The sequence below is a fragment of the Streptomyces gossypii genome (genome assembly GCF_025165795.1).
Classification (GTDB): domain Bacteria; phylum Actinomycetota; class Actinomycetes; order Streptomycetales; family Streptomycetaceae; genus Streptomyces; species Streptomyces gossypii.
In genome coordinates, this window is record NZ_JAJAGO010000015.1 from 90,562 (window position 1) to 113,684 (window position 23,123).

At 70.9% G+C, this 23,123-nt stretch carries 16 protein-coding genes and 1 tRNA gene; 8 read left to right on the plus strand and 9 right to left on the minus strand.

Features of this window, described 5'->3' with window-relative positions; genetic code table 11:
• Positions 1-102: 102 nt before the first annotated feature.
• Positions 103-1,722 (plus strand): MFS transporter, encoded by a 1,620-nt coding sequence (locus LHJ74_RS27905; RefSeq protein ID WP_260220291.1) that lies wholly within the window; start codon positions 103-105, stop codon positions 1,720-1,722.
• Between the two features lie 115 nt (positions 1,723-1,837).
• Here LHJ74_RS27905 and LHJ74_RS27910 read toward each other — a convergent pair whose 3' ends face one another.
• Positions 1,838-2,164, minus strand: coding sequence for a hypothetical protein (locus tag LHJ74_RS27910; RefSeq protein ID WP_260220292.1), 327 nt, complete (start codon positions 2,162-2,164; stop codon positions 1,838-1,840).
• A gap of 129 nt (positions 2,165-2,293) precedes the next feature.
• Between LHJ74_RS27910 and LHJ74_RS27915 the strand changes: the two genes are divergently transcribed.
• The gene (locus LHJ74_RS27915; RefSeq protein ID WP_260220293.1) at positions 2,294-3,388 is read left to right on the plus strand and encodes a hypothetical protein; all 1,095 of its coding nucleotides are present in this window, start codon (positions 2,294-2,296) and stop codon (positions 3,386-3,388) included.
• 85 nt (positions 3,389-3,473) lie between these two features.
• On the opposite strand, the gene LHJ74_RS27920 is transcribed toward LHJ74_RS27915, so the two are convergent.
• Entirely contained in the window at positions 3,474-4,862 is a 1,389-nt protein-coding gene (locus LHJ74_RS27920) for a cystathionine beta-synthase (protein WP_260220294.1), read from the minus strand.
• 297 nt (positions 4,863-5,159) lie between these two features.
• Here LHJ74_RS27920 and LHJ74_RS27925 point away from each other — a divergent pair, with 297 nt between their 5' ends.
• The 3 genes from LHJ74_RS27925 to LHJ74_RS27935 all read left to right on the plus strand — a co-directional run bounded on the left by LHJ74_RS27925 (position 5,160) and on the right by LHJ74_RS27935 (position 9,950).
• A complete protein-coding gene (locus LHJ74_RS27925) occupies positions 5,160-6,260 on the plus strand; it encodes an SGNH/GDSL hydrolase family protein (RefSeq protein ID WP_260220295.1) in 1,101 nt (366 codons plus the stop codon).
• Positions 6,261-7,182: 922 nt separating this feature from the next.
• Entirely contained in the window at positions 7,183-8,403 is a 1,221-nt protein-coding gene (locus LHJ74_RS27930; RefSeq protein ID WP_260220296.1) for an acetyl-CoA C-acetyltransferase, read from the plus strand.
• A gap of 485 nt (positions 8,404-8,888) precedes the next feature.
• Positions 8,889-9,950 (plus strand): hypothetical protein, encoded by a 1,062-nt coding sequence (locus tag LHJ74_RS27935; protein ID WP_260220297.1) that lies wholly within the window; start codon positions 8,889-8,891, stop codon positions 9,948-9,950.
• Here the strand turns inward: LHJ74_RS27935 and LHJ74_RS27940 are convergent.
• Positions 9,934-10,275 (minus strand): hypothetical protein, encoded by a 342-nt coding sequence (locus LHJ74_RS27940; protein ID WP_260220298.1) that lies wholly within the window; start codon positions 10,273-10,275, stop codon positions 9,934-9,936. The genes LHJ74_RS27935 and LHJ74_RS27940 overlap by 17 nt on opposite strands.
• Positions 10,276-10,420: 145 nt before the next feature.
• On the opposite strand from LHJ74_RS27940, the gene LHJ74_RS27945 reads away from it, so the two are divergent.
• Positions 10,421-10,648, plus strand: coding sequence for a DUF4287 domain-containing protein (locus tag LHJ74_RS27945; protein ID WP_260220299.1), 228 nt, complete (start codon positions 10,421-10,423; stop codon positions 10,646-10,648).
• A 167-nt stretch (positions 10,649-10,815) separates the two neighbouring features.
• Here the strand turns inward: LHJ74_RS27945 and LHJ74_RS27950 are convergent, their stop codons facing one another.
• The 5 genes from LHJ74_RS27950 to LHJ74_RS27970 form a co-directional block, all read right to left on the minus strand.
• Complete coding sequence (locus tag LHJ74_RS27950; RefSeq protein ID WP_260220300.1) at positions 10,816-11,667, minus strand: Bax inhibitor-1/YccA family protein; 852 nt, start codon at positions 11,665-11,667, stop codon at positions 10,816-10,818.
• Positions 11,668-12,150: 483 nt separating this feature from the next.
• Positions 12,151-14,478: a porphobilinogen synthase gene (locus LHJ74_RS27955; RefSeq protein WP_260220301.1), complete on the minus strand. Its 2,328-nt coding sequence runs from the start codon at positions 14,476-14,478 to the stop codon at positions 12,151-12,153.
• 61 nt (positions 14,479-14,539) lie between these two features.
• On the minus strand, positions 14,540-15,583 hold the full coding sequence (locus tag LHJ74_RS27960) for a glycosyltransferase family 2 protein (RefSeq protein WP_260220302.1): 1,044 nt from the start codon (positions 15,581-15,583) through the stop codon (positions 14,540-14,542).
• On the minus strand, positions 15,576-16,727 hold the full coding sequence (locus LHJ74_RS27965; protein ID WP_260220303.1) for a glycosyltransferase: 1,152 nt from the start codon (positions 16,725-16,727) through the stop codon (positions 15,576-15,578). Before LHJ74_RS27965 ends, LHJ74_RS27960 begins: the two co-directional genes overlap by 8 nt.
• Before the next feature lie 469 nt (positions 16,728-17,196).
• A tRNA-Leu gene (locus LHJ74_RS27970) sits at positions 17,197-17,279 on the minus strand.
• Between the two features lie 413 nt (positions 17,280-17,692).
• On the opposite strand from LHJ74_RS27970, the gene LHJ74_RS27975 reads away from it, so the two are divergent.
• Both LHJ74_RS27975 and LHJ74_RS27980 read left to right on the plus strand, forming a co-directional pair.
• Complete coding sequence (locus LHJ74_RS27975) at positions 17,693-18,484, plus strand: ABC transporter ATP-binding protein (RefSeq protein ID WP_260220304.1); 792 nt, start codon at positions 17,693-17,695, stop codon at positions 18,482-18,484.
• Positions 18,485-18,716: 232 nt separating this feature from the next.
• The gene (locus LHJ74_RS27980) at positions 18,717-21,257 is read left to right on the plus strand and encodes an ABC transporter permease (RefSeq protein WP_260220305.1); all 2,541 of its coding nucleotides are present in this window, start codon (positions 18,717-18,719) and stop codon (positions 21,255-21,257) included.
• Between the two features lie 338 nt (positions 21,258-21,595).
• On the opposite strand, the gene LHJ74_RS27985 is transcribed toward LHJ74_RS27980, so the two are convergent.
• Positions 21,596-22,987: a class I SAM-dependent methyltransferase gene (locus tag LHJ74_RS27985; protein ID WP_260220306.1), complete on the minus strand. Its 1,392-nt coding sequence runs from the start codon at positions 22,985-22,987 to the stop codon at positions 21,596-21,598.
• Between the last annotated feature and the right edge of the window lie 136 nt (positions 22,988-23,123).

Genomic DNA, 23,123 nt, shown 5'->3' on the forward strand with positions numbered 1-23,123 from the left:
CCCGTACGCGGGTGCGGCCCCGCGACGCTGCCGTGGCCGCATCCGCAGCACCCGCAGCACCCCTGAATGCCCAACGGATATCCGAACGGAAGGTTCACCCCCATGTCTTCACAGGTCGTCTCCGGGCGCACGCGCGCCGGACGGCGGGAATGGATCGGGCTGGCGCTGCTGGCGCTGCCCAGCATGCTGCTGTCCCTGGACGTGACACTGCTGCACCTGGCCGTGCCCCAACTGGGCGCGGCGCTGGCGCCGAGCAGCACCCAGATGCTGTGGATCATCGACATCTACGCGTTCATGATCGCCGGTTTCCTGGTCACCATGGGCACCCTGGGCGACCGCATCGGCCGCCGCAGGCTGCTGCTGGGCGGCGCCCTGGCCTTCGGTGTCGCCTCGGTGCTCGCCGCCTACGCGAACAGCCCGGAGATGCTGATCGGCGCCCGAGCCCTGCTGGGCATCGCGGGCGCGACGCTGATGCCCTCCACGCTCGCCCTGATCAGCAACATGTTCCAGGACCCCAGACAACGGGGAAGCGCCTTCGGAATCTGGGCTGCCAGCTTCTCGCTCGGCATCGCCCTGGGCCCGGTGGTCGGCGGCGCGATGCTGGAACGCTTCTGGTGGGGCTCGGTCTTCCTGCTCGCCCTCCCGGTGATGGCCCTGCTCCTGATCACCGGCCCGCTGGTGCTGCCCGAGTACAGGGACGAGAACGCGGGCCGCCTCGACCTGATCAGTGTCGGCCTCTCGCTGGCCACCATCCTGCCCGTCGTCTACGGCATCAAGGAGACCGCCAAGCACGGCCCGGGGGCGGCTTCGCTGGCCGCTCTCCTCGTCGGCGCGGCCTTCGGAATCCTCTTCGGCCGCCGCCAACTGCGCCTGACCGAGCCGATGCTGGACCTGAGCCTCTTCCGCAGCCGCGCGTTCAGCGTCGCGCTGGGTGTGATGCTGTTCGGCGCCTTCGCGATCGGCGGCATCTATCTGTTCGTCACCCAGTATCTGCAGCTGGTCGCCGGACTCTCCCCGTTGCGCGCCGGGCTGTGGCTGCTGCCCGCCGCCGCGCTGCTCATCGTCATGTCGATGCTCGCCCCGGTCGCGGCCCGCCGCATCCGCCCCGGCAGTGTCACCGGCATCGGCCTCGCCCTGTCCGCCGTGGGCTATCTCATCCTCACCCTGGCCGACCCCAGCGACAACGGACTCGCCTACGTCGTCATCGGCTTCAGCTTCGTCTACACCGGTATCGGCCCGCTGATGGCACTCAGCGTCTCCCTCATCGTCGGGTCCGCGCCGGACGAAAAGGCAGGAGCGGCCTCAGCCCTTCAGGAGACCAGCAGCGAGTTCGGTCTCGCGCTGGGCATCGCCGCCCTCGGCAGCATCGGCACCACCGTCTACCGCGACGGCGTCTCGGACAGCCTGCCGGCCGACACCCCCGCCGCCGCCGAGACCGCCACCCAGGACACCCTGGCCCGTGCCCTGGACGCCACGGAGGGCCTCCCCGCCTCCCTCGCCAACCAGATCCTCACCCCCGCCCGCGAGGCGTTCGCCACCGGCCTCAATGTCGTCGCCCTCATCAGCGCGATCCTGGTGGCGGCCCTCGCCGTCCTCGCCTTCACCACCCTCCGCCACGTGCCGCCCACGGGGGCGGCGCAGGAGCCGGAAGAGCGGGAAGCGCCGGAGGCGCTCGCGGAGTCCGCACCCGACACGACCGCCTCCGTGCCGGTTCCGCGCTAAGAGCCCCTAACAGAATGGGCGGTCGATCAGCTTGCGGCGTCTGGTGCGTGCGCTCGCAAGGCGGAGGATCGTCCTCGTACTGGGCGTACATGGACGACACCCGGACCGTCTTCGACTACACCATCCAGCGCACCGAGAAGTGGGCGTGGAGCGAGATCGGCGCCCTGCCGCGGGGCGTCTGCTGGCAGGGCGCCGAGCAGTTGAGGATCGACGCCATGCCCGAGGCCGCGGAAGCCCCGCGCCCCGAGGGCGGCACCCGCATCAACCGGGTGTGCGTGGAGGACAACCTCTCCCGCGCCCAGTGGCGGCGGTTCACCCGCCGGGTCACGGAGCTGACGGACGGGCGGCTCGTGGTCGAGCCGCCCGTCCCGAAGCGTCCCCGGCCCTGGTGGCGCCCCCCCGGTGAGAACGTGCGGGCCGTGAAGCTGCCCGCGGTGCCCATCAGCACCCCTGGGGGACACTCACCTCCACCCCCTGGATGTCCGTTCCGGGGGCCTCTGACCTGTGTGATAAATACAGACGATGAGGGCTCCGGGGGGAGCCGGGCGGGTGAGAGGGCGGGGAGAACACCATGGAGCGTGACGAGTCCATACCGGACGAGGAGTGGGAGCGCTTCCTGCGCGAGGCCGAGGCCGGGTCGAAGGACGCGCCGAAGGAGCCGTCGGCGCGGGCCCGGATGGTGACGCGGCGACTGCGGGAGGAGCCCGCCCCGCCGTCCGGGTGGCGGACCCACCAGCCGCCGCAGCGAAGACGCAGCAGAAGGGTCTGGCCCGCGATCGCTCTGCTGGGCGCGCTCGGCCTGCTGATCGTCGCGCTGGCCCCGGGTCAGGTGGCCGGCTGGTTCGGCGGCGGGGGCGGAGGTGAGCCGCTCGCCGCGGAGTCGGCGCCTCCGAAGCAGCCGCCCGCGTCGGAGGCGGCAGCGCTGCCGCCCACGGTGGAGGAGCCGTTCAGGGGGTCACCGGCGGCGAGCTGGGGCGACGGCGAGGAGGGAATCCACGTGCCCGCGGCACGGGCCACCGGTTGGATGAGCAAGGCGGAGGTCGCCCGGGCACTGGCCCGGAGCCGGGACTTCCTGGCCGCGTCCAGCCTCGATCGCGGTGTGCTGCGCGGGGAGCGGCCCAAGAAGGCGATCGCGTTGATCAACCCGAAGCAGCAGGACGTCCAGGACTATCTGGCGACCGCCTTCCGCGCGCCCAGCCGGGAGGACGATCCGCTCCTGCTCTTCAGCCGTTTCGACACCTCGGACGTGCGGCTCGCCGGCGACGTGGTCAAGACGCGAGGACGGATCACCTTCCGGGAGGGCGAGCGCGGCGCGGTCGAGGTGGTCACCGACGTCACGTACGTCTATCCGGTCGTCCGCGCCGAGGGAGGAAGCGACGAGGTCGCGCGCACCATCGTGCGCCGCGAGGTGGTGATGAGCTGGGACGACCCGGCGAAGGTGATCACACAGCCGGGCACGTTCTCGCTGGTCTCCTACCGGGAGGACGCCACCAACGGGGGCTGTGACACCTTCACCGGCTACTTCGTCCCCGAGTTCATCGACGAGCGCGCTCCCGCGGGCTCGGGGAACGGCTCCGAGGTGGACCCGTACGACCGGAGCACCTCGATGGACGCCCGCATGCGGGACGGCGGCAAGGCGGGGTGCGGGACTGCCACCCGGACGTGAGCGGTGCGGAGCGCACTCAAGCTCCGCCCCGAGGAGCTGAAGGACGGGCGGCTCGCCGTCGAGCCGCCCGTCCCGCCCCAGACCGCTACTGCGTTTCGATGGCCATGTACGTCAGCAGGTCCTGGCGGCTCAGGACACCCGTCGGCTTCCCTTCCTCCAGCACCAGCGTCGCGTCCGCGCTCTGCAGGACGGCCATCAGGTCTCCGATCGACTCGCCGGAGCCGACGTGCGGCAGCGGGCTGCTCATGTGCTTCTCCAGCTGGTCGGTCAGCGAGGCGCGCTGGGCGAAGAGCGCGTCCAGCAGCTCGCGCTCCACGACGGAGCCGATGACCTCCGCAGCCATCACGTCCGGATGGCCCGCGCCCGGCTTGACCACCGGCATCTGCGAGACGCCGTACTCGCGCAGTACCTCGATCGCCTCGCCGACCGTCTCCTCCGGGTGCATGTGGACCAGGGAGGGCATCGGGCCCTCCTTGTGCCGCAGCACGTCGCTCACCCGTACGACGGTCGCCTCGCCCTCCTCCAGGAAGCCGTAGTCGTTCATCCAGTCGTCGTTGAAGATCTTGCTCAGATAGCCGCGACCGCTGTCCGGCAGCAGCACGACGACCACGTCGTCCGGGCCGAGCGGCGCGGCCGCCTTCAGCGCGCCGACCACCGCCATCCCGCAGGAGCCGCCGACCAGCAGGCCCTCCTCCTTGGCGAGGCGGCGGGTCATCTGGAAGGAGTCCTTGTCGGAGACGGCGATGATCTCGTCGGTGACCTCACGGTCGTAGGCGTCCGGCCAGAAGTCCTCGCCGACGCCCTCGACGAGGTACGGGCGCCCGGAGCCGCCGCTGTAGACGGAGCCCTCCGGGTCCGCGCCGACGATGCGGACCCGTCCGTCGCTGACCTCCTTGAGGTAGCGGCCGGTGCCGGAGATCGTGCCGCCGGTGCCGATGCCCGTGACGAAGTGGGTGATCCGCCCGCCGGTCTGCTCCCACAGCTCGGGGCCGGTCGTCTCGTAGTGCGAGCGGGGGTTGGCGGGGTTGCTGTACTGGTCCGGCTTCCAGGCGTTCGGCGTCTCGCGGACCAGCCGGTCGGACACGTTGTAGTACGAGTCGGGGTGCTCCGGGTCGACGGCCGTCGGGCAGACCACGACCTCCGCGCCGTACGCGCGCAGCACGTTGATCTTGTCCGTGGAGACCTTGTCCGGGCAGACGAAGACGCAGTGGTAGCCCTTCTGCTGGGCGACGATGGCCAGCCCCACCCCCGTGTTGCCGGACGTCGGCTCGATGATCACGCCGCCGGGGCGAAGCGCGCCGCTCCGCTCCGCTTCCTCGATCATGCGCAGGGCGATCCGGTCCTTCACCGAACCGCCGGGGTTGAAGTACTCGACCTTCGCCAGGACGGTGGCCTGGATACCCTCCGTCACGCTGTTCAGTTTGAGCAGCGGAGTGTTGCCGACAAGCTCGATCATCGACTCGTGATACTGCACCTGTATCTCCACACCTTTCCGGAGGGAATCGGGGTTTCCGAGTTCCCGGTTTTTACGGGCTTCAGGGGGTTTACGGGATTCGTCCCCGGGGGAACGCGACGGTCCGCCGACGCGTCCGGCCCGTGCGTTCACCATATTGCGCAACATGCGCACACCAGTGAGGTGTTGCGCAGCGTCTCGCACGGGGCAACACAGTGTTGAGGACAGAATTTCCACAGACGTACAGACGTTGCCCGGACAGAACAACACAGAGGGCATTATCCGTACGGAAAGCTCTTCGGGAGGCGGACCAGACGTATGCCGATGTCGAAGGCGGCGAGTGCCCGAGTGGCACGCCGGATCACGACCGCAGCCGCGTACGGCGGCGGAGGTATCGGGTTGCTCGGTGGAGCGGCGGTCGGCCTGCTCTTCACCGAGGTCCAGATCGCCAAGCGCAAGGTCGGCGGTTCCGACGACGTGCCACCGATGGCGGACGGGCTCTACGGCGGCGCCTTCGCCCAGATGACCGAACCGCGCGGCGGCGGCCGACCGGGCTCCCGCCCCGTGCGACCCCTGCGGCTCGCGATGCTGGGCGACTCCACGGCAGCCGGGCAGGGCGTGCACCGCGCCCGGCACACGCCGGGCGGGCTGCTGGCCTCCGCCCTCGCGGCGGTGGCCGAGCGCCCCGTCGAACTGCGTACCGTCGCGGTGCCCGGTGCGCAGTCGGACGGACTGGAGCGGCAGGTCACCCTGCTGCTGAGCGAACGCGACCTGTCACACGCCCCCGACGTCTGCGTGATCATGGTCGGGGCGAACGACGTCACCCACCGGATGCCGCCCGCCCGCTCCGTACGCCTGCTCTCCGACGCCGTCGCGCGGCTGCGTACGGCGGGCTGTGAGGTGGTGGTGGGCACCTGCCCCGACCTGGGCACGATCGAGCCCGTCGGGCAGCCGCTGCGCTGGATCGCGCGGCGGCTGAGCCGCCAGCTCGCCGCCGCCCAGACGATCGCGGTGGTCGAGGAGGGCGGCCGTACGGTCTCGGTGGGCGACCTGCTCGGGCCGGAGTTCGCGGCGAACCCGCAGGAACTGTTCGGCCCCGACAACTATCATCCGTCCGCCGAGGGGTACGCCACCGCCGCCATGGCGATGCTCCCCACGCTGTGCGCCACGCTGGCCCTGTGGCCGTCGGAGGACGAGCGGCCGGACGTGACACGCCGCGAGGGCATCCTGCCGGTCGCCCGCGCGGCGGCCGAGGCGGCGGCCGAGGGCGGCACGGAGGTCACGGCGGTACGCGGCCCCTGGGCCCTCCTCAAGCACCGCAGACGGCGCCGCTTCCCCCCGGAGGACGGCCCCGCCACCCCCGGCACCCCGGACGACGACCCTCACCCTTCCCCCCGCCAGGACGCCGACGCCCACTGACCCCTGCGGGGCGCTCACGGCGACGCCCCGAGCCGGGCCCACACGGGGCGCGCAGCCTGCGCGCCCCGTACCCCCGACCACGCGGTAGGCGCGGGCGCCCGGCCCTGGCATCGCGAGCCGGCGCGCAGCGACGCTGCGGGCCACACATCCCGGCCTGCACGCCCCGGCCCCGGCCACGCCGGAGGTGCGGGTGCCCCGGGCGCCCCGTCAGCGCGTCAGCGCGTCAGCGCGTCAGCGCGTCAGCGCGTCAGCGACGCTGCGGGCCCGAAGTATCGATGTCCCGTGTTGGGGCAGCGCGACAGCGCGAACTCGTGCGGCGGCGACCGCCCGGTCCCACACGGGGGCGCGCGACCTGTCCGCCCCAGTACTCCCGACCGCGCCGGACGGGTGGGCGCCCCGTGCCCCGTGCCCCGTGCTCCAGCAGCGCAGGCTGCACAACCGGCGCGCGGCACCCTTGCGGCCGCCCCCGCCCAGCGGCGCCTACGCCCGCCGCCGCCCAGGCAGTCGTGGCAGCGGGAGCACGTGGAGGGGCGGCAGAGCGGCCGCTCTGGGCCAGCAGTCGGCCGCAGGCCGATGCGGGGCCGGGCGCCGACGCCCGCTGGCGTACCGCCCGCACAGGCGCGGACGGGCTGCTGCGCCTGTGCGTGGAGTCGTGGCGCCGGGCTCGCCCGGAGGCCGGAAGACCCGCACTGTGGCGCCCAGATGGCTGCCCCAAGCGCGCCGTCACCGGCGGCTGCCGGGCGGGCGGCAGCGCCGCGGCGGGGGCCGGAAGGGCAAAGCGGGCGCTTAGAAAAGAGGTCCGGATCACACCGCGTCGTCCGTGACGGGTGGGCTACGGGTGGGTAGCTTCCTAGAACGCACCGTGCAACCCCCGCATCCGTACGGCGCGCAACGCCATCCTCGCCACCCACGGAGCCGCGTGATGCCCGAAGCAGTGATCGTCTCTGCCGCCCGCTCGCCCATCGGACGTGCCTTCAAGGGATCGCTGAAGGACCTGCGCCCGGACGATCTCACCACCGAGATCATCAAGGCCGCGCTGGCGAAGGTCCCGGAGCTGGACCCCGCGAAGATCGAGGACCTGATGCTGGGCTGCGGCCTGCCGGGCGGCGAGCAGGGCCACAACCTGGGCCGGGTGGTCGCCGTGCAGCTGGGCATGGACCACCTTCCCGGCTGCACCATCACCCGTTACTGCTCCTCCTCGCTCCAGACGACCCGGATGGCGATGCACGCGATCAGGGCGGGCGAGGGCGACATCTTCCTGTCGGCCGGGGTGGAGATGGTCTCGCGCGCCGTCAACGGCTCCTCGGACGGCATGCCCGGCACCCACAACCCGCTGTTCGCCGATGCCGAGGCGCGTACGGCCACGCGTGCGGAGCAGGGCGGCGAGGGCTGGACGGACCCGCGCGGGGCGGACGAGGTGCCCGACGTGTACATCGCGATGGGGCAGACCGCCGAGAATCTCGCCCGGCACAAGGGCGTCTCCCGGCAGGAGATGGACGAGTTCGGCGTCCGGTCGCAGAACCTCGCCGAGAAGGCGATCGCGGAGGGCTTCTGGGAGCGCGAGATCACCCCGGTGACCCTCCCGGACGGCACCGTGGTCTCCCAGGACGACGGCCCCCGCGCGGGCGTCTCACTGGAGGGCGTGCAGGGCCTGAAGCCGGTCTTCCGGCCGGACGGCAGGGTGACGGCGGGCAACTGCTGCCCGCTGAACGACGGCGCCGCCGCGCTGGTGGTCATGTCCGATGTCAAGGCGCGTGAGCTGGGCATCACGCCGCTGGCCCGGGTCGTCTCCACCGGCCTCTCCGCGCTCTCCCCCGAGATCATGGGCTATGGCCCCGTGGAGGCGAGCAGGCAGGCACTGGCGCGAGCCGGGATGTCGATCGGCGACATCGATCTCGTCGAGATCAACGAGGCCTTCGCCGCCCAGGTCATCCCCTCCTACCAGGACCTCGGGATCGATCTGGACCGGCTCAACGTCAACGGCGGCGCGATCGCCGTCGGCCACCCGTTCGGGATGACGGGCGCCCGCATCACCGGGACGCTGATCAACTCCCTCCAGTGGCACGACAAGCAGTTCGGGCTGGAGACGATGTGCGTCGGGGGCGGGCAGGGCATGGCGATGGTCCTGGAGCGCCTCAGCTGAACTACGGACGGGCCGGACCAGCGAGCCGACCAGCGCGGCCCCGGCCCCGGCCCCGGCCGCCCGGACGAGCGCCGGACGAAACCCGGACAGAATCGAACTGGGCGGAATTGTTTCCCCGCCCGCCAACTCAACACCTTCGAGACCGAAGCGCCCCCAGGATGTGATATATCCCCTGGGGGTGCGGTATTCCTGCTGGTCGCAGCGGTATGGCCGGAAGACCCGGGCCTTTCGGCGTGCCCCCTTGATGGCGTTTTGCACTACGGTCATCAAGTCCCGCCGTCGAAACTGCGGTAGGAATTCGGGGGATCGAGTCAGAGCGACCGGCACACGGAGTGCGAGAAGGAGTGGTGTCCGGGCCGAGTCCGGCGAGGCGGGCGGAGCCGACGCGGTGCGTCGGCGACCGACGACAGCGCGACCGGGCGTCAGCACGGGCCGCCGCGACACCGCTCCCGTTGCCGGCCGCTCCCAGAACCGGGAGTACGTCTGTGAGCGCCATATCCCTCATTCTGCTGTCGGCCGCGGCGGTCGCCACGGCCATGGGCGGCGCTGCCCTGCACACCGCACGCGGGCTGCACCGTGAGCTGAGTGCGGTGCGCGCGCAGCTGGAGCGGGCCGAGGCCGCCCGTACCCCGGCCGCCGGTTCGGAGCGGATCCCCGCCGCCCGCAGCACCCCCGCCGAGGAGATCCGCGCCGCCGTCACCGAGGCGCTCGCCGAGGAGCGCGAGCGGGAGCTCGCCGAGGCACGGGCCTTCTGGGCGGCGCAGGAAGCGCGTGACACGGGACCGGAGGGCGGCGCCCTGCTGGCGGGCCACGGCACGGAGTACGAGCTCGTCTCCGACGCTCCCGATCCGGACGGCGCCGCCCTGCTGGAGGCGCTCCTGGAGGGCAGGCTGGACGGTCTGGAGGGCCTGCACGGCCTGCTGCAGGGCGAGGCGTTCGTGCCGCGCCAGGGCGGGCAGGGCGACTGCGGCGGGGCCCTGGAGGACGGTCTCGCGTACGGCGCCGAGCTGCCGTACGGCTCCGGGCCGCGCGAGGAGGGCGACGGCGACACGGAGCGGCTGTTCGGCCCGGAGCACGAGGCCGCGGAACTGGCAGCCGCACGCCGCCGCCACCCCTCACACCCCGACTTCAATCTGAACGGCGACCCCGTCGGTCCGGCCGATCCGGCTGCCGCGGGCGATCCCCACGACAAGGTGGACCACGCCGACGCCGCCGGCTACGCCGCGCTGTCCGGCGGTCCGGTCCTGGCCGACCACGCACGCACGGTGCGGCGGCTGTCGGAGCTGGCGGAGGCCCGTACACCGCTGGCCGACGTACGCCCGGGGCCCCTGGGCACGCCGGACGTCTACGCCTTCGAGGACGGCACCACCCTCTGCATGTCGCCCGGTCATCACCAGACGGCCCAGCACCTCGCTGACGCGCTGACCGCGGGCCTGCCACCGGTGCTGCTGGGCGGCTCGGGCATCACGGGGGCGTACTCGCTGACCTTCGCCGTCGGTGACGAGCGCGTCTACACGCTCGCCGACCGCATCATCGCCTCGCTGTAGCCTCCGGCCCCACGCCCGGCCCCGCGCCGCCGGGCAGCAGGCGCACGGAGTCGGCCAGCCCGGCGGCGTCGTCCGCAGCGGCGAGCGCAAGTGCCAGATCGTGCCCGGCAACCGAAAGCTGGTCCCCGACGGCGAAGGGACCGGCGTCGGGCAGTTCGTACGGCGCCCGTCCCGGGAACTCCGCAAGCTGCGCGCGCCGGGCCAGTTCCCTGGCCAGGGCCAGTCCTTCGGCCGCCGCGCCGCGTCGCAGCGCGCTCTGGGGAGTCGCGCGCAGGCGGTCGGCGAGCCGGTCCACTCCGGCGGTCAGTGGGGTGGTGTCGAGCATGCCGCAAGCCTAGGGCCTGTCCGGTGAGTCTTTGAGAGGATCCGCCGGACTGACCGTAAGCGTGGGCCACCGGGCGGTTGCCATTGCCCCAACAGTCAGGCACGGTGGCGTCAAGGACTCCCTGAGCCAGCGTCCGGAGGCGCCGATGTCCCAGACTTTCTCCGACCAGACCCATCAGAACCTCCTCTCGAGAATCCCCCACTGCACCGGTCGTGAGGTGTCCGACTGGCTTCGCACTGTCGATGAGGGGCCCGCCCTCTTCCGGTTCGAGGAGAAGGTGAGCTGGCTCCGCGGAGAGCACGAGCTCTCCTACGGGCACGCGAAGGCGATCATTCACGAGTACGACCTGAGGCGCGCCGCGCGCCACCTGTGACCGCAGCTCCGCAGATGCGGGGCACCCGCGGGCACACACCGCACAACACACACACGCCGCAAGACAGCAGTTGAGGCGTACGCAAAGGACCCGCGAGGCAAGTGCCTCGCGGGTCCCTCTCTTGCCGGTCAGCCGACTCCGGGCCGGTCAGCCAGTCTCCGTCCCGGTCAGTCGCCGCCCTGCAGAATCGCGACGAGCCGGAGGAACTCGAGGTAGATCCACACCAGCGTGAGGGTCAGCCCGAAGGCCGCCATCCAGGACTCCTCGCGCGGCGCGCCGTACGCGATGCCGTCCTCGACCTGCTTGAAGTCGAGAGCGAGGAAGCAGGCGCCGAGGATGATGCCGATGACGCCGAAGAGGACGCCCATGGCGCCGCTGCGGAAGCCCAGGCCGTCGCCGCCGCCGAGGACGGCGAACAGCAGGTTCACGCCCATCAGCAGGACGAAGCCGATGGCCGCCGCCAGCACGAAGCGGTAGAACCGCTGGGTGACCCGGATGATCCGCGTCTTGTACATCACGAGGACCGCGGTGAAGACGGCCATCGTGCCCAGTACGGCCTGCATCGCGGCGCCGTCGGCGATACGGCTGTCGACGTAGTTGCTGATGGCGCCGAGGAAGAGGCCCTCGAACGCCGCGTAGGCCAGGATCAGCGGCGGCGAGGCCTTGCGCTTGAATGCCTGCACCAGCGCCAGCACCATCGCCACCAGGGCGGCGCCGATGGCCGGGCCCAGAGGAAGATCGGTGATCCAGGCGACGGCCGCCATGACCACGACGAGGCCGACGGTCATGCCGGTACGGGCGACCACGTCGTCCATGGTCATGCGCCCGGCGTGCGGCGGAGCCGCCGGGGGCGCTCCCTGGAAGCCCGGCGCGGCCTGCGGCTGGGCGTACGGGTTGTTCGCATACGGGTTCGTCGCCTGTGGGGCCCCGGCCTGCGGCTGCTGCGCGGTGTTGAATCCGGCATTGCCGTTGTCGCGGCTGAACCCCCGTCGCGAGAAGACCGGGTTACTGCTCCTCATCTCACTCCTCCATGACCGCACGACGCGGCCTCGCCACTACAGTAATGCCCAGGCAAAGCCGACACCTCATTACTGCACGCTAACGCAGCAGTAAGAACGAGGGAACGGCTGTGATTGTTCCGGAACCATGCGTGTCCGTGGGGAGCGGCGAGGGGCTTTGAGGCCCCGTACACGGCGGTACGGCGCCGCGACGCACGACACCGGAGCCGGGACCGTACGAGCCCCCTTCACCCGATCGACCTACAGCGGCGAGGCGTACGGCCCGGCCAGGGCGGCGGCGAGCGCCGCCGCGCCGACGAGCCGCCGGGCGCTCCGTCCGGGAAGGGGCTTCATGGGGGTTCTGTCCCGTAGTCCCTGGTGGATCAGCGCGCGGCGTCAGATGCGGTGCTTCGCAAGGCGGAGGGGCGTCCTCATACTGGGCGTATCCGGGCGTTCCGGCAACGCAGCGAGGTGCCGTAACTGTCGTCGTGCGCCCGCCAGGGATTACGGGACAGCCCCTAGCAGGCCACCCTGGAGGTAGCTGATGGCGTTCCGGTCGATGATGCGGCCGCCTTGGGGGCCGGCCGCGGCGAGCCAGTTGTGCCAGGACTCCTCCAGGCGGGCCCTCGCCAGGCGCAGCCCGTCGGCGGCGGCCAGGACGGACAAGGCGCGAGTCGTCCCCGAGACGGTGTAGCCGTACAGCTCAAGCTGCTCGAGTGACTTCATCACGGTCTGCGGGGAGTCCAGCAGTTCGGCGACCAAGCGTGCCGTGTCGCCGGAGAGGGGCGGCAGGCCGGACACGGTCGGGTCGAGGCTGCTCAGCAGTCGGTCGACGAGTTCCTCGTGCTGGATGTGCCGGGCCAGGTCGAGCGTGGCGTGGAAGTTCTCCAGCGGCTTGGTGACCGAGACCTCAGTGCCTTGGAAGGCATCGAGCAGTGACCACAGCGTCATCTCCGTCAGGTTCCCGGGAAGGATCTTCTGCCCGGTGTCGCGGTGGTCTTCGTCGAGATAGACGTAGGCCGTGCTCGTCTCACTGTTCTGCGAGAACGAGTAGAGGCGTGTGCGGCCCTTCACCGACGTGATGCCCGCTCGGGTGTGCGTCACCTCCAGAGGCAGGCGGCCCAAGGTCACGATGCCGTGAGCCCCGGCCTCGGCGACAGCGGCGGCGGTGTCGCGCAGCAGCGCGTAGGTAGCTGGTACGTCCAGGCCGTCGGTGTCGTCTCGCAGGCCCCAGGTGCCGTCGGGGTTGAGTGCGAGGGCGAAGGGATCGACCGTGCAGCGGATGCCCGGGGGCGCCTCCCGCACGAGGTGGCTGACGGCGGAAGCGTGCCGGTCGAGCTGGGCGGAGAGGGAGCGCTGTCTGCTGTCGGTGCTCGTGTCCGAGATACGCAGGACGAACTCGCCGATGCCGTGCCTGTGGCCTTCCCGTATGCGATCCACGGCGGCGGTCACCCCGTGGCTGTGCCAGCCGGGCAACCCTTCGACGGGTGAACGGCCGCCTTCGCTGAGGGCGAGATCCACATCAACCGGCTGGACCAGAAGGTCGGGTGTGAGCGTGGTCTGTGGTTCGTCGTGCAGTCGACGTCGAGCGTCAGCTGGGAGCTTCGTGGAGGACATCGTCATCGGTACCTCTCCGGGTAATGAGGGGGCGGATGGACTGGTAAGCCGGCTCAGGAGCGTCAACACGATGGCTGAGACGGCGCAGAAGACGACCGCGATCCAGAAGAGGGCGGGTCGGTAGCCGGAAACGGTGAGCGGGGCGAGGATTCCCACCAGGGAGCCGAGTTGCATCACACCGGCGAACAGGCCGGCGCCGGCGGGCAGACCGCCCCTCATCAGACCCGCGAGGACCACCATCCCGAGCGACTGGAGCGCCGCGGCGAAGACGGCGTAGATCACTTGGGAGGCCAGCAGGGAGCCGAAGCTGGCCCAGGCGGCGGTGAGGGCGAAGGACACGGCGCCGCCAAGGGCCGCGAGGGCGAGCAGACGCGCGGCGGGGTGACGCTCACCGGAGCGGCCGAGCCACGGCAGAATGGCGAGCTCGACGAGGGCAGTGGCCATGAAGAGAAGGCTGTTGAGACGTTCGTCCCACCCGGAGGCGATGACGAACAGCGGCAGGTACACGAGGCGCAGGCTGTCGGCAGCCTTGAGCAGGACGATCGCCGCCACCCCGAGGAGCAGGGCAGGGCGTGCCCCGAGCCGGCCGGCAACGTCCTCCGGGGGACGGCCCACGGAGGTCCGTCCAGCCGTGGCACCAGCGAGGGTGGCCGCCGTCACGGCACGCTTGCTGACGGCTGCGAGTACAGCTGCGCCGGCCAGCAGCGGGACGGCCGCGCCCACGGGTATCCAGCCAGGCCACCATGCGGTGAGGGAGCTGGAGCCGGCGAAACCGGCGACACCCGTGATGTATCCCGCTACGGCGATCCAGCGGGTGCGGGCGGCGAGCACGGAGTCGGACAGTTCGGCGGCCGCTGGCGACGTCTGAAGCTGCCGCAGGATCAGCGGGAGAGACACAGCCGCTGCCATGGACAGCGCACCGCCGAGGCTGACCAGAGGCAGTGAGTGGCCGGTGCAGACGAGGGTGACGCCCAACGCCCCGATCAGCAGAGCGGGCACCAGCAGCCGATACGCGTGTCGGAGTGCCGCAGGCCGGCTGGAGGAGAGCGCGAGTGTGAAGGCGATCACGGAGTTGATGACGAAGAACAGGGCGATGTCCGCCTTGGCGAAGCCGGCTGAGTTCAGCGCCAGGGGATATCCGACGCTGATCACGCCCGTCATCGCGGATACGAGTAGCAGGCACGCGCCAAGTGGTGAGCGCAGGAGAAGAGCCATACCGGTCCCAGATTCCTCGGTGCGGTGAAGACCAGTGGGGTGTGTGAGCTGGCCGGTTCCTTCAGCTCAGTAGCGCGTGGTATTCGATGTGGGTGAGGTCTTCGCGCTGGACCTCCAGGTCGAGGTCCGAGCCGGGCAGGCCGTCGACGATGCGCAGCGGCACGTCCTCGTACAGCAGCGTGCGGGCGTGGGCCGCGTCGACGGGTGAGAGGACCGTCAGGGTGCGTGTGGGCGGTGCCGGGTCCGGGATGTCGTCGAGAAGGCGGAGCGCGGCGTCGAACTGGCGGAAGGAGTCCATCCACATCTGCCCGGGTGAGGAGCCCTCACCGGATGGGTAGTTGTCGATGAGCCGCACGGCCTGGGCGTGAGGATCGGGGTGGGCGGCCAGGAAGCGGGCTCGGTTGGCTTCCCACTCAGCGACCCGGTCGCCGTCGGTGCGCACCACGTGGTGCTGGTCCCAGGTCCAGGCGAAGGGGTTGTGCACGGTGCGGGTGCCGGCGGCCCAGGCCCGGTAGCCGAAGTCATGGTCCTCGTAGCCCCAGCCGACGAAGATGTCGCTGTGGCCGCCGAGTTCGTGGTAGAGCGCGGTCGGCACGGACAGGTTGCAGCCGAAAGGCAGATACCAGGCGCCCGCGATACGCGCGTAGTTCTGGGAGAACTCCGCCGTGACGCGGGTCCGCACTTCGGGCCGCCAGTGGGACGAACCCGGTTCGTCACGGTGCCGCCGATGACCGGCGACCACGGCAGAGGGAAAGGCGCGCTGCCAGCGCAGGTGTTCGGCGACCCAGTGTGCGGGGGCCTCCTGGTCCGAATCGACGAAGGCGAGAACGCGACCGCGCGCCCTTTCCGCGCCCTCCGCCCGGGCTGCCGAGCGGTTACCCGCGCCGCCCCTGCGTAGTAGCAGGAGCGGGACGCCGCCGGTCAGTTCGGCCAGGTCGGCACGCACCGAAGGCGTAGAACCGTCGTCCACGACGATGATCTCGTAGGACGCGTCCGTGACCTGGCCGGCTGCACCCAGGGAGGCGACAAGCCTGCGCAAGGAGGTCTCGTCGTCCCGGGTGATGACGACGACCGACAGCTCGGGCGCCGACGGGGACTCAGTCATCCCGCTTCCGCTCCAGTGCCGCGAGCGAGGCGAAAGCCATGACGTGGGAGGCGAGTTCGGCGGCCCCGTCGCGGTAGGCCAGCACCTCGCCCACCGTGCGAGCCCGGTGGGCCAGGCCCCTGTCACCGAGGAGACGGGTGACGGTGGGGACGAACTCCGCCTCGACGTCATCGGCTGGCAGGACCTCGCCGGTGCCGAGGGAGACCGCGCGAGAGGCGTTCCACTCCTGCTCCGCGTGGCCGGGAAGCGCCAGAAGGGGTGTGCCCAGGCAGAGGGCCTCCATCGTGGAGGTGTGCCCCCCGTGTGTGACGACGAGGTCGGCGGCCCTCGTCCAGAGCATGCTGTCCTCCGTGTACGCCATGATCTGGTCGGCGGTGTGGCCGGGGAGGCGTTCGGGAGGGATGTTGGGGCCGGTCACCAGCACGGTGCGGGCGGGGACTTCACCGAGCAGGGAGGCGATCGTGGTGAGCGGGCCGAAGCCCTGGGCCGTGCCGCCGAGACTGACGTACACCAGGGGGCCGTCCGCGTCGACACCAAGCCGCTTGCGCGCCTCGGCCCGCGACGGCGACTGGTCCGGGGCTTCCTTCAGTACGGGGCCGACATGCCGGATCTCGGCCAGGGAGCGCAGGGCAGCCGCTGACTCCTGGGAGGTGATGCCGGACAGCGGGTCGTAGCGCGACCAGTCCGGAATGTAGAGGACGTCCCCCAGGATGCGGCACGCGATGTCCTCGGGCACGCCCAGCTGCCTCAGCTGCGGCACCACGTCGCTCATCACTTGGGGAAAGGGGTGGGTGAAGAAGCCGGAGTTGACGATCCAGGCGGCCGGGACACCCTCCAGGGCGGCGGAGACCGCGCCCGTCACGCGGAAGTCGCTGACCACCATGTCCGGACGGAACTCCCTGATCGCCGCCCGCTCCTCGGCGAGGCAGACGGTGAGGTAATCCGGCTCGGCCAACCGGATTCTCGCCGGGGCGGGCGGGGGCTCCTCACCAGGCTCTCTGGGCGGGAACGGCGGCAGTTCCGTGAGGGGGAACGAATCCAGGCCCTGGGCGGTCATGATGTGCCGCGCCGGCTCGGCCGTGCCGACCAGCACCTCGGCACCGGCAGCGACCAACGCCGAGCCCACCCGCGCGGTACGCACCACATGACCAAGGCCATGGAAAAACGTCAACAACAGAACTCGCATCAGACCCCCGACTCCGACCGACGCGTACGACGTCGATCCGACCATCAGCACCACGGCAACACGCGATCCGGTGAAAGGGATCACGCTCACTGCCGCGATGAGCACGCCCCACAGACCACCTCCACAACCCTCTCACCATCTGCCCCAGGTGTACGGGGTTTCCCCGAAACCGGCGTTACACGGAAGACGAGAGCGCGGTGCAGTCAACTGTGGTGGTGGATCGACGAGGCCCTGCCCTACGCCGGAGGTCACCCGCACCGTGCGCCGGGACGGGACCGACCGGCTCTGCGGTCTTGTTTTCTCACACGCGTGCCCGCCCGACAGCCACGCAGAGTAGTTCCGTGCGCTCCCACGGTGCTCCCGCGAGGGCAACGTAGCGCATAGATTTCGCTGCATCACCGCAGGTGAGCGCATGTAGGCGCGGAGGTGCCCGGAGCCGGACTTGAACCGGCACGGCCCGAAGGGCCAACGAGGTTTAAGCTCGTCGTGTCTGCATTCCACCATCCGGGCACTGGCTCCAGGCAGACGCCTGCACGCCGAAGAGGACCGCCTAAGCCCCCCAAGACGTGGGATGAGCCTATCCAGGTCTCCACCCGAACACCGGCTCGAGAGCCCGATGTTGTCTTATTTTATTGACAACTGACGACCTATCAGCCGCACACTCCCCTCTTCGGAGCCCTCCCCCGCAGGTCCGCGCAGGTCACCAGAAATGACGGAAAGTCGCCGCCCGACCACAGCTCTCCTCCCCCGCATCAGGGTTGTGTCATCCCCAGGTAGGACGAACTGCTCTCGGCATACCTCCTAGGGCTCCCCCGGAAACCGGTTCACCGGTTGATCCGCGGACGTCAAAATGAGGGGAGGATAAGGATGTTCCGCCGTCCGCTTCACGGACACCCCACACGCCACGACAGGAGCACGTTCTCGTGACCACCACCCAGGCCGCAGCCGGCGCCTCCTACGCGGCAGTGCCTTCCGGTGCCGCCGCCGCACGCGCCACTGACCTTTCAAAGGTCTACGGACAGGGCGAGACCAAGGTGGTCGCCCTGGACAGTGTCTCCGTCGATTTCCGGCAGGCGGAGTTCACCGCGATCATGGGGCCGTCCGGCTCCGGCAAGTCCACGCTGATGCACTGCATGGCGGGCCTCGACTCGATCTCCTCCGGCAGCGCCCGGATCGGCGACACCGAACTGACCTCGCTGAAGGACAAGAAGCTGACCCAGCTTCGGCGGGACCGCATCGGCTTCATCTTCCAGGCGTTCAACCTGCTTCCCACCCTCAACGGGCTGGAGAACATCACCCTGCCGATGGACATCGCGGGCACCAAGCCGGACAAGGAGTGGCTGGACCGGGTGATCGAGACGGTCGGGCTCTCCGGCCGGCTCAAGCACCGCCCCAACGAGCTCTCCGGCGGCCAGCAGCAGCGCGTCGCGGTCGCCCGCGCCCTCGCATCCCGGCCCGAGATCATATTCGGCGACGAGCCGACCGGAAACCTCGACTCCCGCGCAGGCGCCGAAGTCCTCGGCTTCCTGCGCAACTCCGTACGGGAACTGGGTCAGACCGTCGTGATGGTCACTCACGATCCGGTCGCCGCCGCCTACGCGGACCGGGTGGTCTTCCTGGCGGACGGCCGCATCGTCGACGACATGGCCGACCCCACCGCGGAGTCGGTGCTCGACCGCATGAAGGACTTCGACGCCCGAGGCCGCACCAGCTGAGCAGCGGCAACTCCCCGCTCGCAGTACCAGGCCCCAGGCCCCCAAGGCTCCAGGCCCCAAGGCTTCAAGCCCCGGCCCCCAGGCCCCGGGCGGCCGACGGCACTTGACCCCCGTCGTCCGCCATCCGCTTCCGACTCCGCGCCCCGCGTCCCGCATTGCGCAGCGTCCACCGCCCCCGCGCGGCGGTGCGCGCTGCCCACGAGGGCGCGGACCACTTCCTCAGGACTGCCCCATGTTCCGTACCGCCTTGCGCAATGTGCTGGCGCACAAGGCCCGGCTGCTGATGACCGTGCTCGCCGTCATGCTCGGCGTGGCCTTCGTCGCCGGCACCCTGGTCTTCACCTCGACAATCCAGGACGCCTTCCAGAAGAGTTCCGAGAAGGGATTCAGCCACGTCGACGTGGCGATCCAGCCCGACGACCCGGACAAGGACGACAAGAAGAACCTCGGCCCGGCCCCCAACCTCACCCAGAAGACCCTCGACGAGGCGGCGGCGCTGCCCGGCGCCAAGTCGGCGACCGGCGTCGTCTCCGGCTTCGCCGGGCTGTCCGACAAGGACGGCGACCTCGTCGGCGACGGCTGGGGCACCCTCGGCGCGAACTACTACGCGGGCCCCGACGGCAAGGGTAGCGACCACCGCTACCCGATGAAGGAAGGCCGGGCCCCGGCGAACGCGGGCGAGATCGCCATCGACCACAAGACCGCGGACCGCACCGGCTACGAGGTCGGTGACACCGTCGCCACCTCGCTCAGCGGCCCGGTGCACCAGGAGAAGGTCGTCGGCGTCTTCACCACGGACGACGGGAACGTCGCCGCGGGCGGCTCCCTCGTCCTCTTCGACAACGACACCGCGCAGAAGCTGTTCGCCGAGCCCGGCCAGTACACCGAGATCCAGCTGCGGGCCGCCGCGGGCACCACGCAGCAGCAGCTGGAGACGGCGGCCGAGAAGATCCTGCCGCCCGAATCCAAGGCGGTCACCGGGCAGAAGCTCGCCGATGACCAGTCGAAGGAGATCGAAAGCCAGATGTCCGGCATGCAGACCGCCATGCTGGCCTTCGCCGGTATCGCGCTCTTCGTCGGCATCTTCATCATCGCCAACACCTTCACCATGCTGGTGGCCCAGCGCACCAAGGAACTGGCGCTGCTGCGGGCGGTCGGAGCCAGCCGCCGCCAGGTGACCCGTTCGGTACTGATCGAGGCCACCGCCGTCGGCGTCATCGCCGCCGTCGCGGGCCTGGCAGCCGGCATCGGGATCGCGGTCGGACTGCGCTCGCTCGTCGGTTCGTTGGGCGAGATGCCGGACGGACCGCTGATCATCTCGCCGACGACCATCGTGACGGCCCTCGTGGTGGGCGTCGTGGTGACGGTGCTCGCCGCCTGGCTGCCCGCCCGGCGCGCGGCGAAGATCCCGCCGGTGGCGGCCATGGGCAGCATGCACGCCCCCGCCACCACCCGCTCGCTGATCGTACGGAACTCCATCGGTGCCGTCCTCGCGGGCGGCGGCGCGGCGCTCGTGATCGCCGCGTCCGCCAGCGGGGACAACGCCCTGATGGGCCTGGGCGCGGGCCTGCTGCTGATCGGCGTCTTCGTCCTGACGCCGCTGCTGTCCCGCCCGCTGATCGCGGCGTCCGCCCCGGTGCTGCGGCTGTTCAACGTGAGCGGCAAGCTGGCCCGCCAGAACGCGGTGCGCAACCCGCGCCGTACGGCAGCCACCGCCTCCGCGCTGATGATCGGGCTCACCCTCATCACCGGCCTCACCGTGATCGCCAGTGGTGTGCAGAACGCCATCGACAAGATGGCAAGCGACGCGATCAAGGCCGACTACACGATCTCGATGGCCAACTTCGAGCCGCTCTCCCCCGATGTGGAGGAGAAGCTGCGGTCCATGGACCAGGTCACGTCCAGCACCGCGTACCGCTTCGCCTCCACCCGCCTCGACGGTGAGAACGAGACGCTGATGGGGGTGAACGGCGACACCGTGAGCGGGCTGACCCAGCTCGACTTCACCGCGGGCTCCTGGGACGGCCTCGGTGGCGGCAAGAAGATCGTCGTCGACGACGACACCGCCGAGGACAACGGCTGGAAGGTCGGCTCGGACGTCGCGGTGACGTACCAGGACGGCGCGAAGGGCACCCTGTCCGTCGGCGGCATCTACAAGGGCAACGCGCTGATGAGCGGTGCCATGGTGGACAACAGGACTCTGACCCCGCACCTGTCCAAGATCGAGGACATGCAGGTCATGGTGAAGACCAAGGACGGCGCCAGCGAATCCGTGAAGGAGTCGCTGGAGAAGGGCCTCGGGAACAACCCGGCCGTCCTCGTCCAGGACAAGGAGGACCTCTCCGAGTCCATCGCCCAGGTGATCAGCCTCATGCTGAACATCCTGTACGGGCTGCTGGCGATGGCCGTGATCGTTGCCGTCCTCGGGGTCGTCAACACCCTGGCCATGTCGGTCTTCGAACGCGGCCAGGAGATCGGGATGCTGCGGGCCATCGGCCTGGACCGGCGCGGCATCAAGCGGATGGTCCGGCTCGAATCGCTGGTGATCTCACTCTTCGGAGGCGTGCTCGGTATCGGGCTCGGTGTGTTCCTCGGCTGGTCCGTCGGTGAACTGATCGCCTCCGCGGGCCTGGACGCCTACTCGCTGGTGCTGCCGTGGGGCCGGATGGCCCTGTTCCTGGCACTCGCCGCGGCGGTCGGCGTGCTCGCCGCACTGTGGCCCGCCCGGCGGGCGGCAAAGATGAACATGCTGGCCGCGATCAAAACCGAGTAAAACCGTGTACTGCCCGGCCCACCGTGGTCGCGCAGCCACACGCACCAGGGCCCGGCACCCGCGGAGGGGGTGCCGGGCCCTGGCCCGTCCCGGGCCCGGCCGCCCCGCCCCTGGCGGCACGGCCGACGCCTGCCATCGCCGTCACCCGCCCGGACGGGCCCCGCCGGGTCGCAGTCACCGGCTTGGCCACCGGGGGCTGTCCGTCCCGGCGCGAGCCGGGCGCACGCGGAGGCGGAGGCGGCGGCGCGCCGGTCGGGTGGGGCGGCGCCGGACGGGAGCATGTCCAGGCGGGCCGACCCCCGCCTGGACAGGCCCCGCTCACCGCCCCGGCACGGCGGTCAGGCGGCTTGCCAGTCGCGGGTGTGGAGGGGGAGCCCCGACCTGCCGTTTGCGGGGGTGCGGACCGCCAGTACCTGGTTCACGCCGATCCGGTTGTGTTCGAAGGCGAGCGCCGAGGCCGCCATGTAGAGCCGCCACACCCGGGCGCGGCCGGGCGAGGTGAATCGATTCGCCTCTGACCAGTGCGTCTCCAGCCGGGCGACCCAGGAGCGCAGCGTCCACGCGTAGTGCTCGCGGAGCGACTCCAGATCGCGGACTTCGAAGCCCGCCTCCTCCAGCAGGCCGATCGTCCGGCCGACGGGCGCGAGTTCGCCGTCCGGGAAGACGTAGGCGTCGATGAAGTCATCGATCTCGTACGCCTCCTCGTCCTGTGCGGGGCGGCGCGCGATCTGGTGGTTGAGCAGCCGCCCGCCGGGCTTCAGCAGCCCGTGGAGCACCTCGGCGTACTCGCGGTACCGCGCCGACCCCACATGCTCGGCCATGCCGATCGAGGAGATCGCGTCGTACGGCCCGTCCGCGACCTCGCGGTAGTCCTGGACGCGCACCTCGATCCGGTCGGTGAGCCCGGCGTCGGCGATCCGCTTGCGGGCGTACGACGCCTGCTCCTGGGAGAGCGTGACACCCACCGCCTGCACGCCGTACTCGCGCGCCGCGTGCAGCACCATCGAGCCCCAGCCGCAGCCCACGTCCAGCAGCCGCTGGTCCGGGCGCAGCGCCAGCTTGCGGCAGATCAGGTCGAGTTTGGCGTGCTGCGCCTCGTCGAGCGCTTCATCGAGCGTGCCGCCGGCGCCGCGGGTGCCGGGCTCGTCCCAGTAGCCGCAGGAGTAGACCATGGACGGGCCGAGCACCAGTTCGTAGAACTCGTTGCCCACGTCGTAGTGGTGGCTGATCGCCCGCCGGTCGCGGTGCAGGGTGTGGCGCAGTCCGGTGCGGTTGCGCACCTCTTCGGGCGGGGGCGGGGGCGGCGGCCAGGGGCCCGCAAGCCGCACCAGTTCGCGGGCGGCGGCACGTACGGCCGGGTCGCGTGCGAGCGCCGGGAGACCGCGGGAGGGCTCGGGGCCGCTGCCCTTCTCGCCGCCTTCTCCGCCGCCCGCGCCTGCGCCTGCGCCGTCGGCTTCCCGGTCGCGCTCCCAGAGGAGCTGGGAGATTCCGTCGAGCGCTTCGAACAGATCGCCTTCGATGTCGATCTCACCGGCCACCCAGGCCCGTGCCAGGCCCAGCTCGCCCGGCCGCCAGAGAATGCGGCGCAGCGCCCGCCGGTGGCGGATGACGAGGGTCGGTGCGCCCGGTGGCCCTGCCTCGCTGCGGTCCCAGGCCCGGATGCGTACCGGGACGGGCGTATTGAGTACCTTTTCCGCAAGGGCATGGAGCCGCGGCGCGGCGTCGGCCATGGCACACCTCCGTCATGAGCGGGCTTGTCAGCACGTATACAGCCCTACTGCGCGGCTGTGCCCAGTGCAACGCCGTAGCAAGCCCGAGGCTTCCCACTGCTCGCCCCGTGCCGGCGGATGCGGCCGCGAGCCTTCG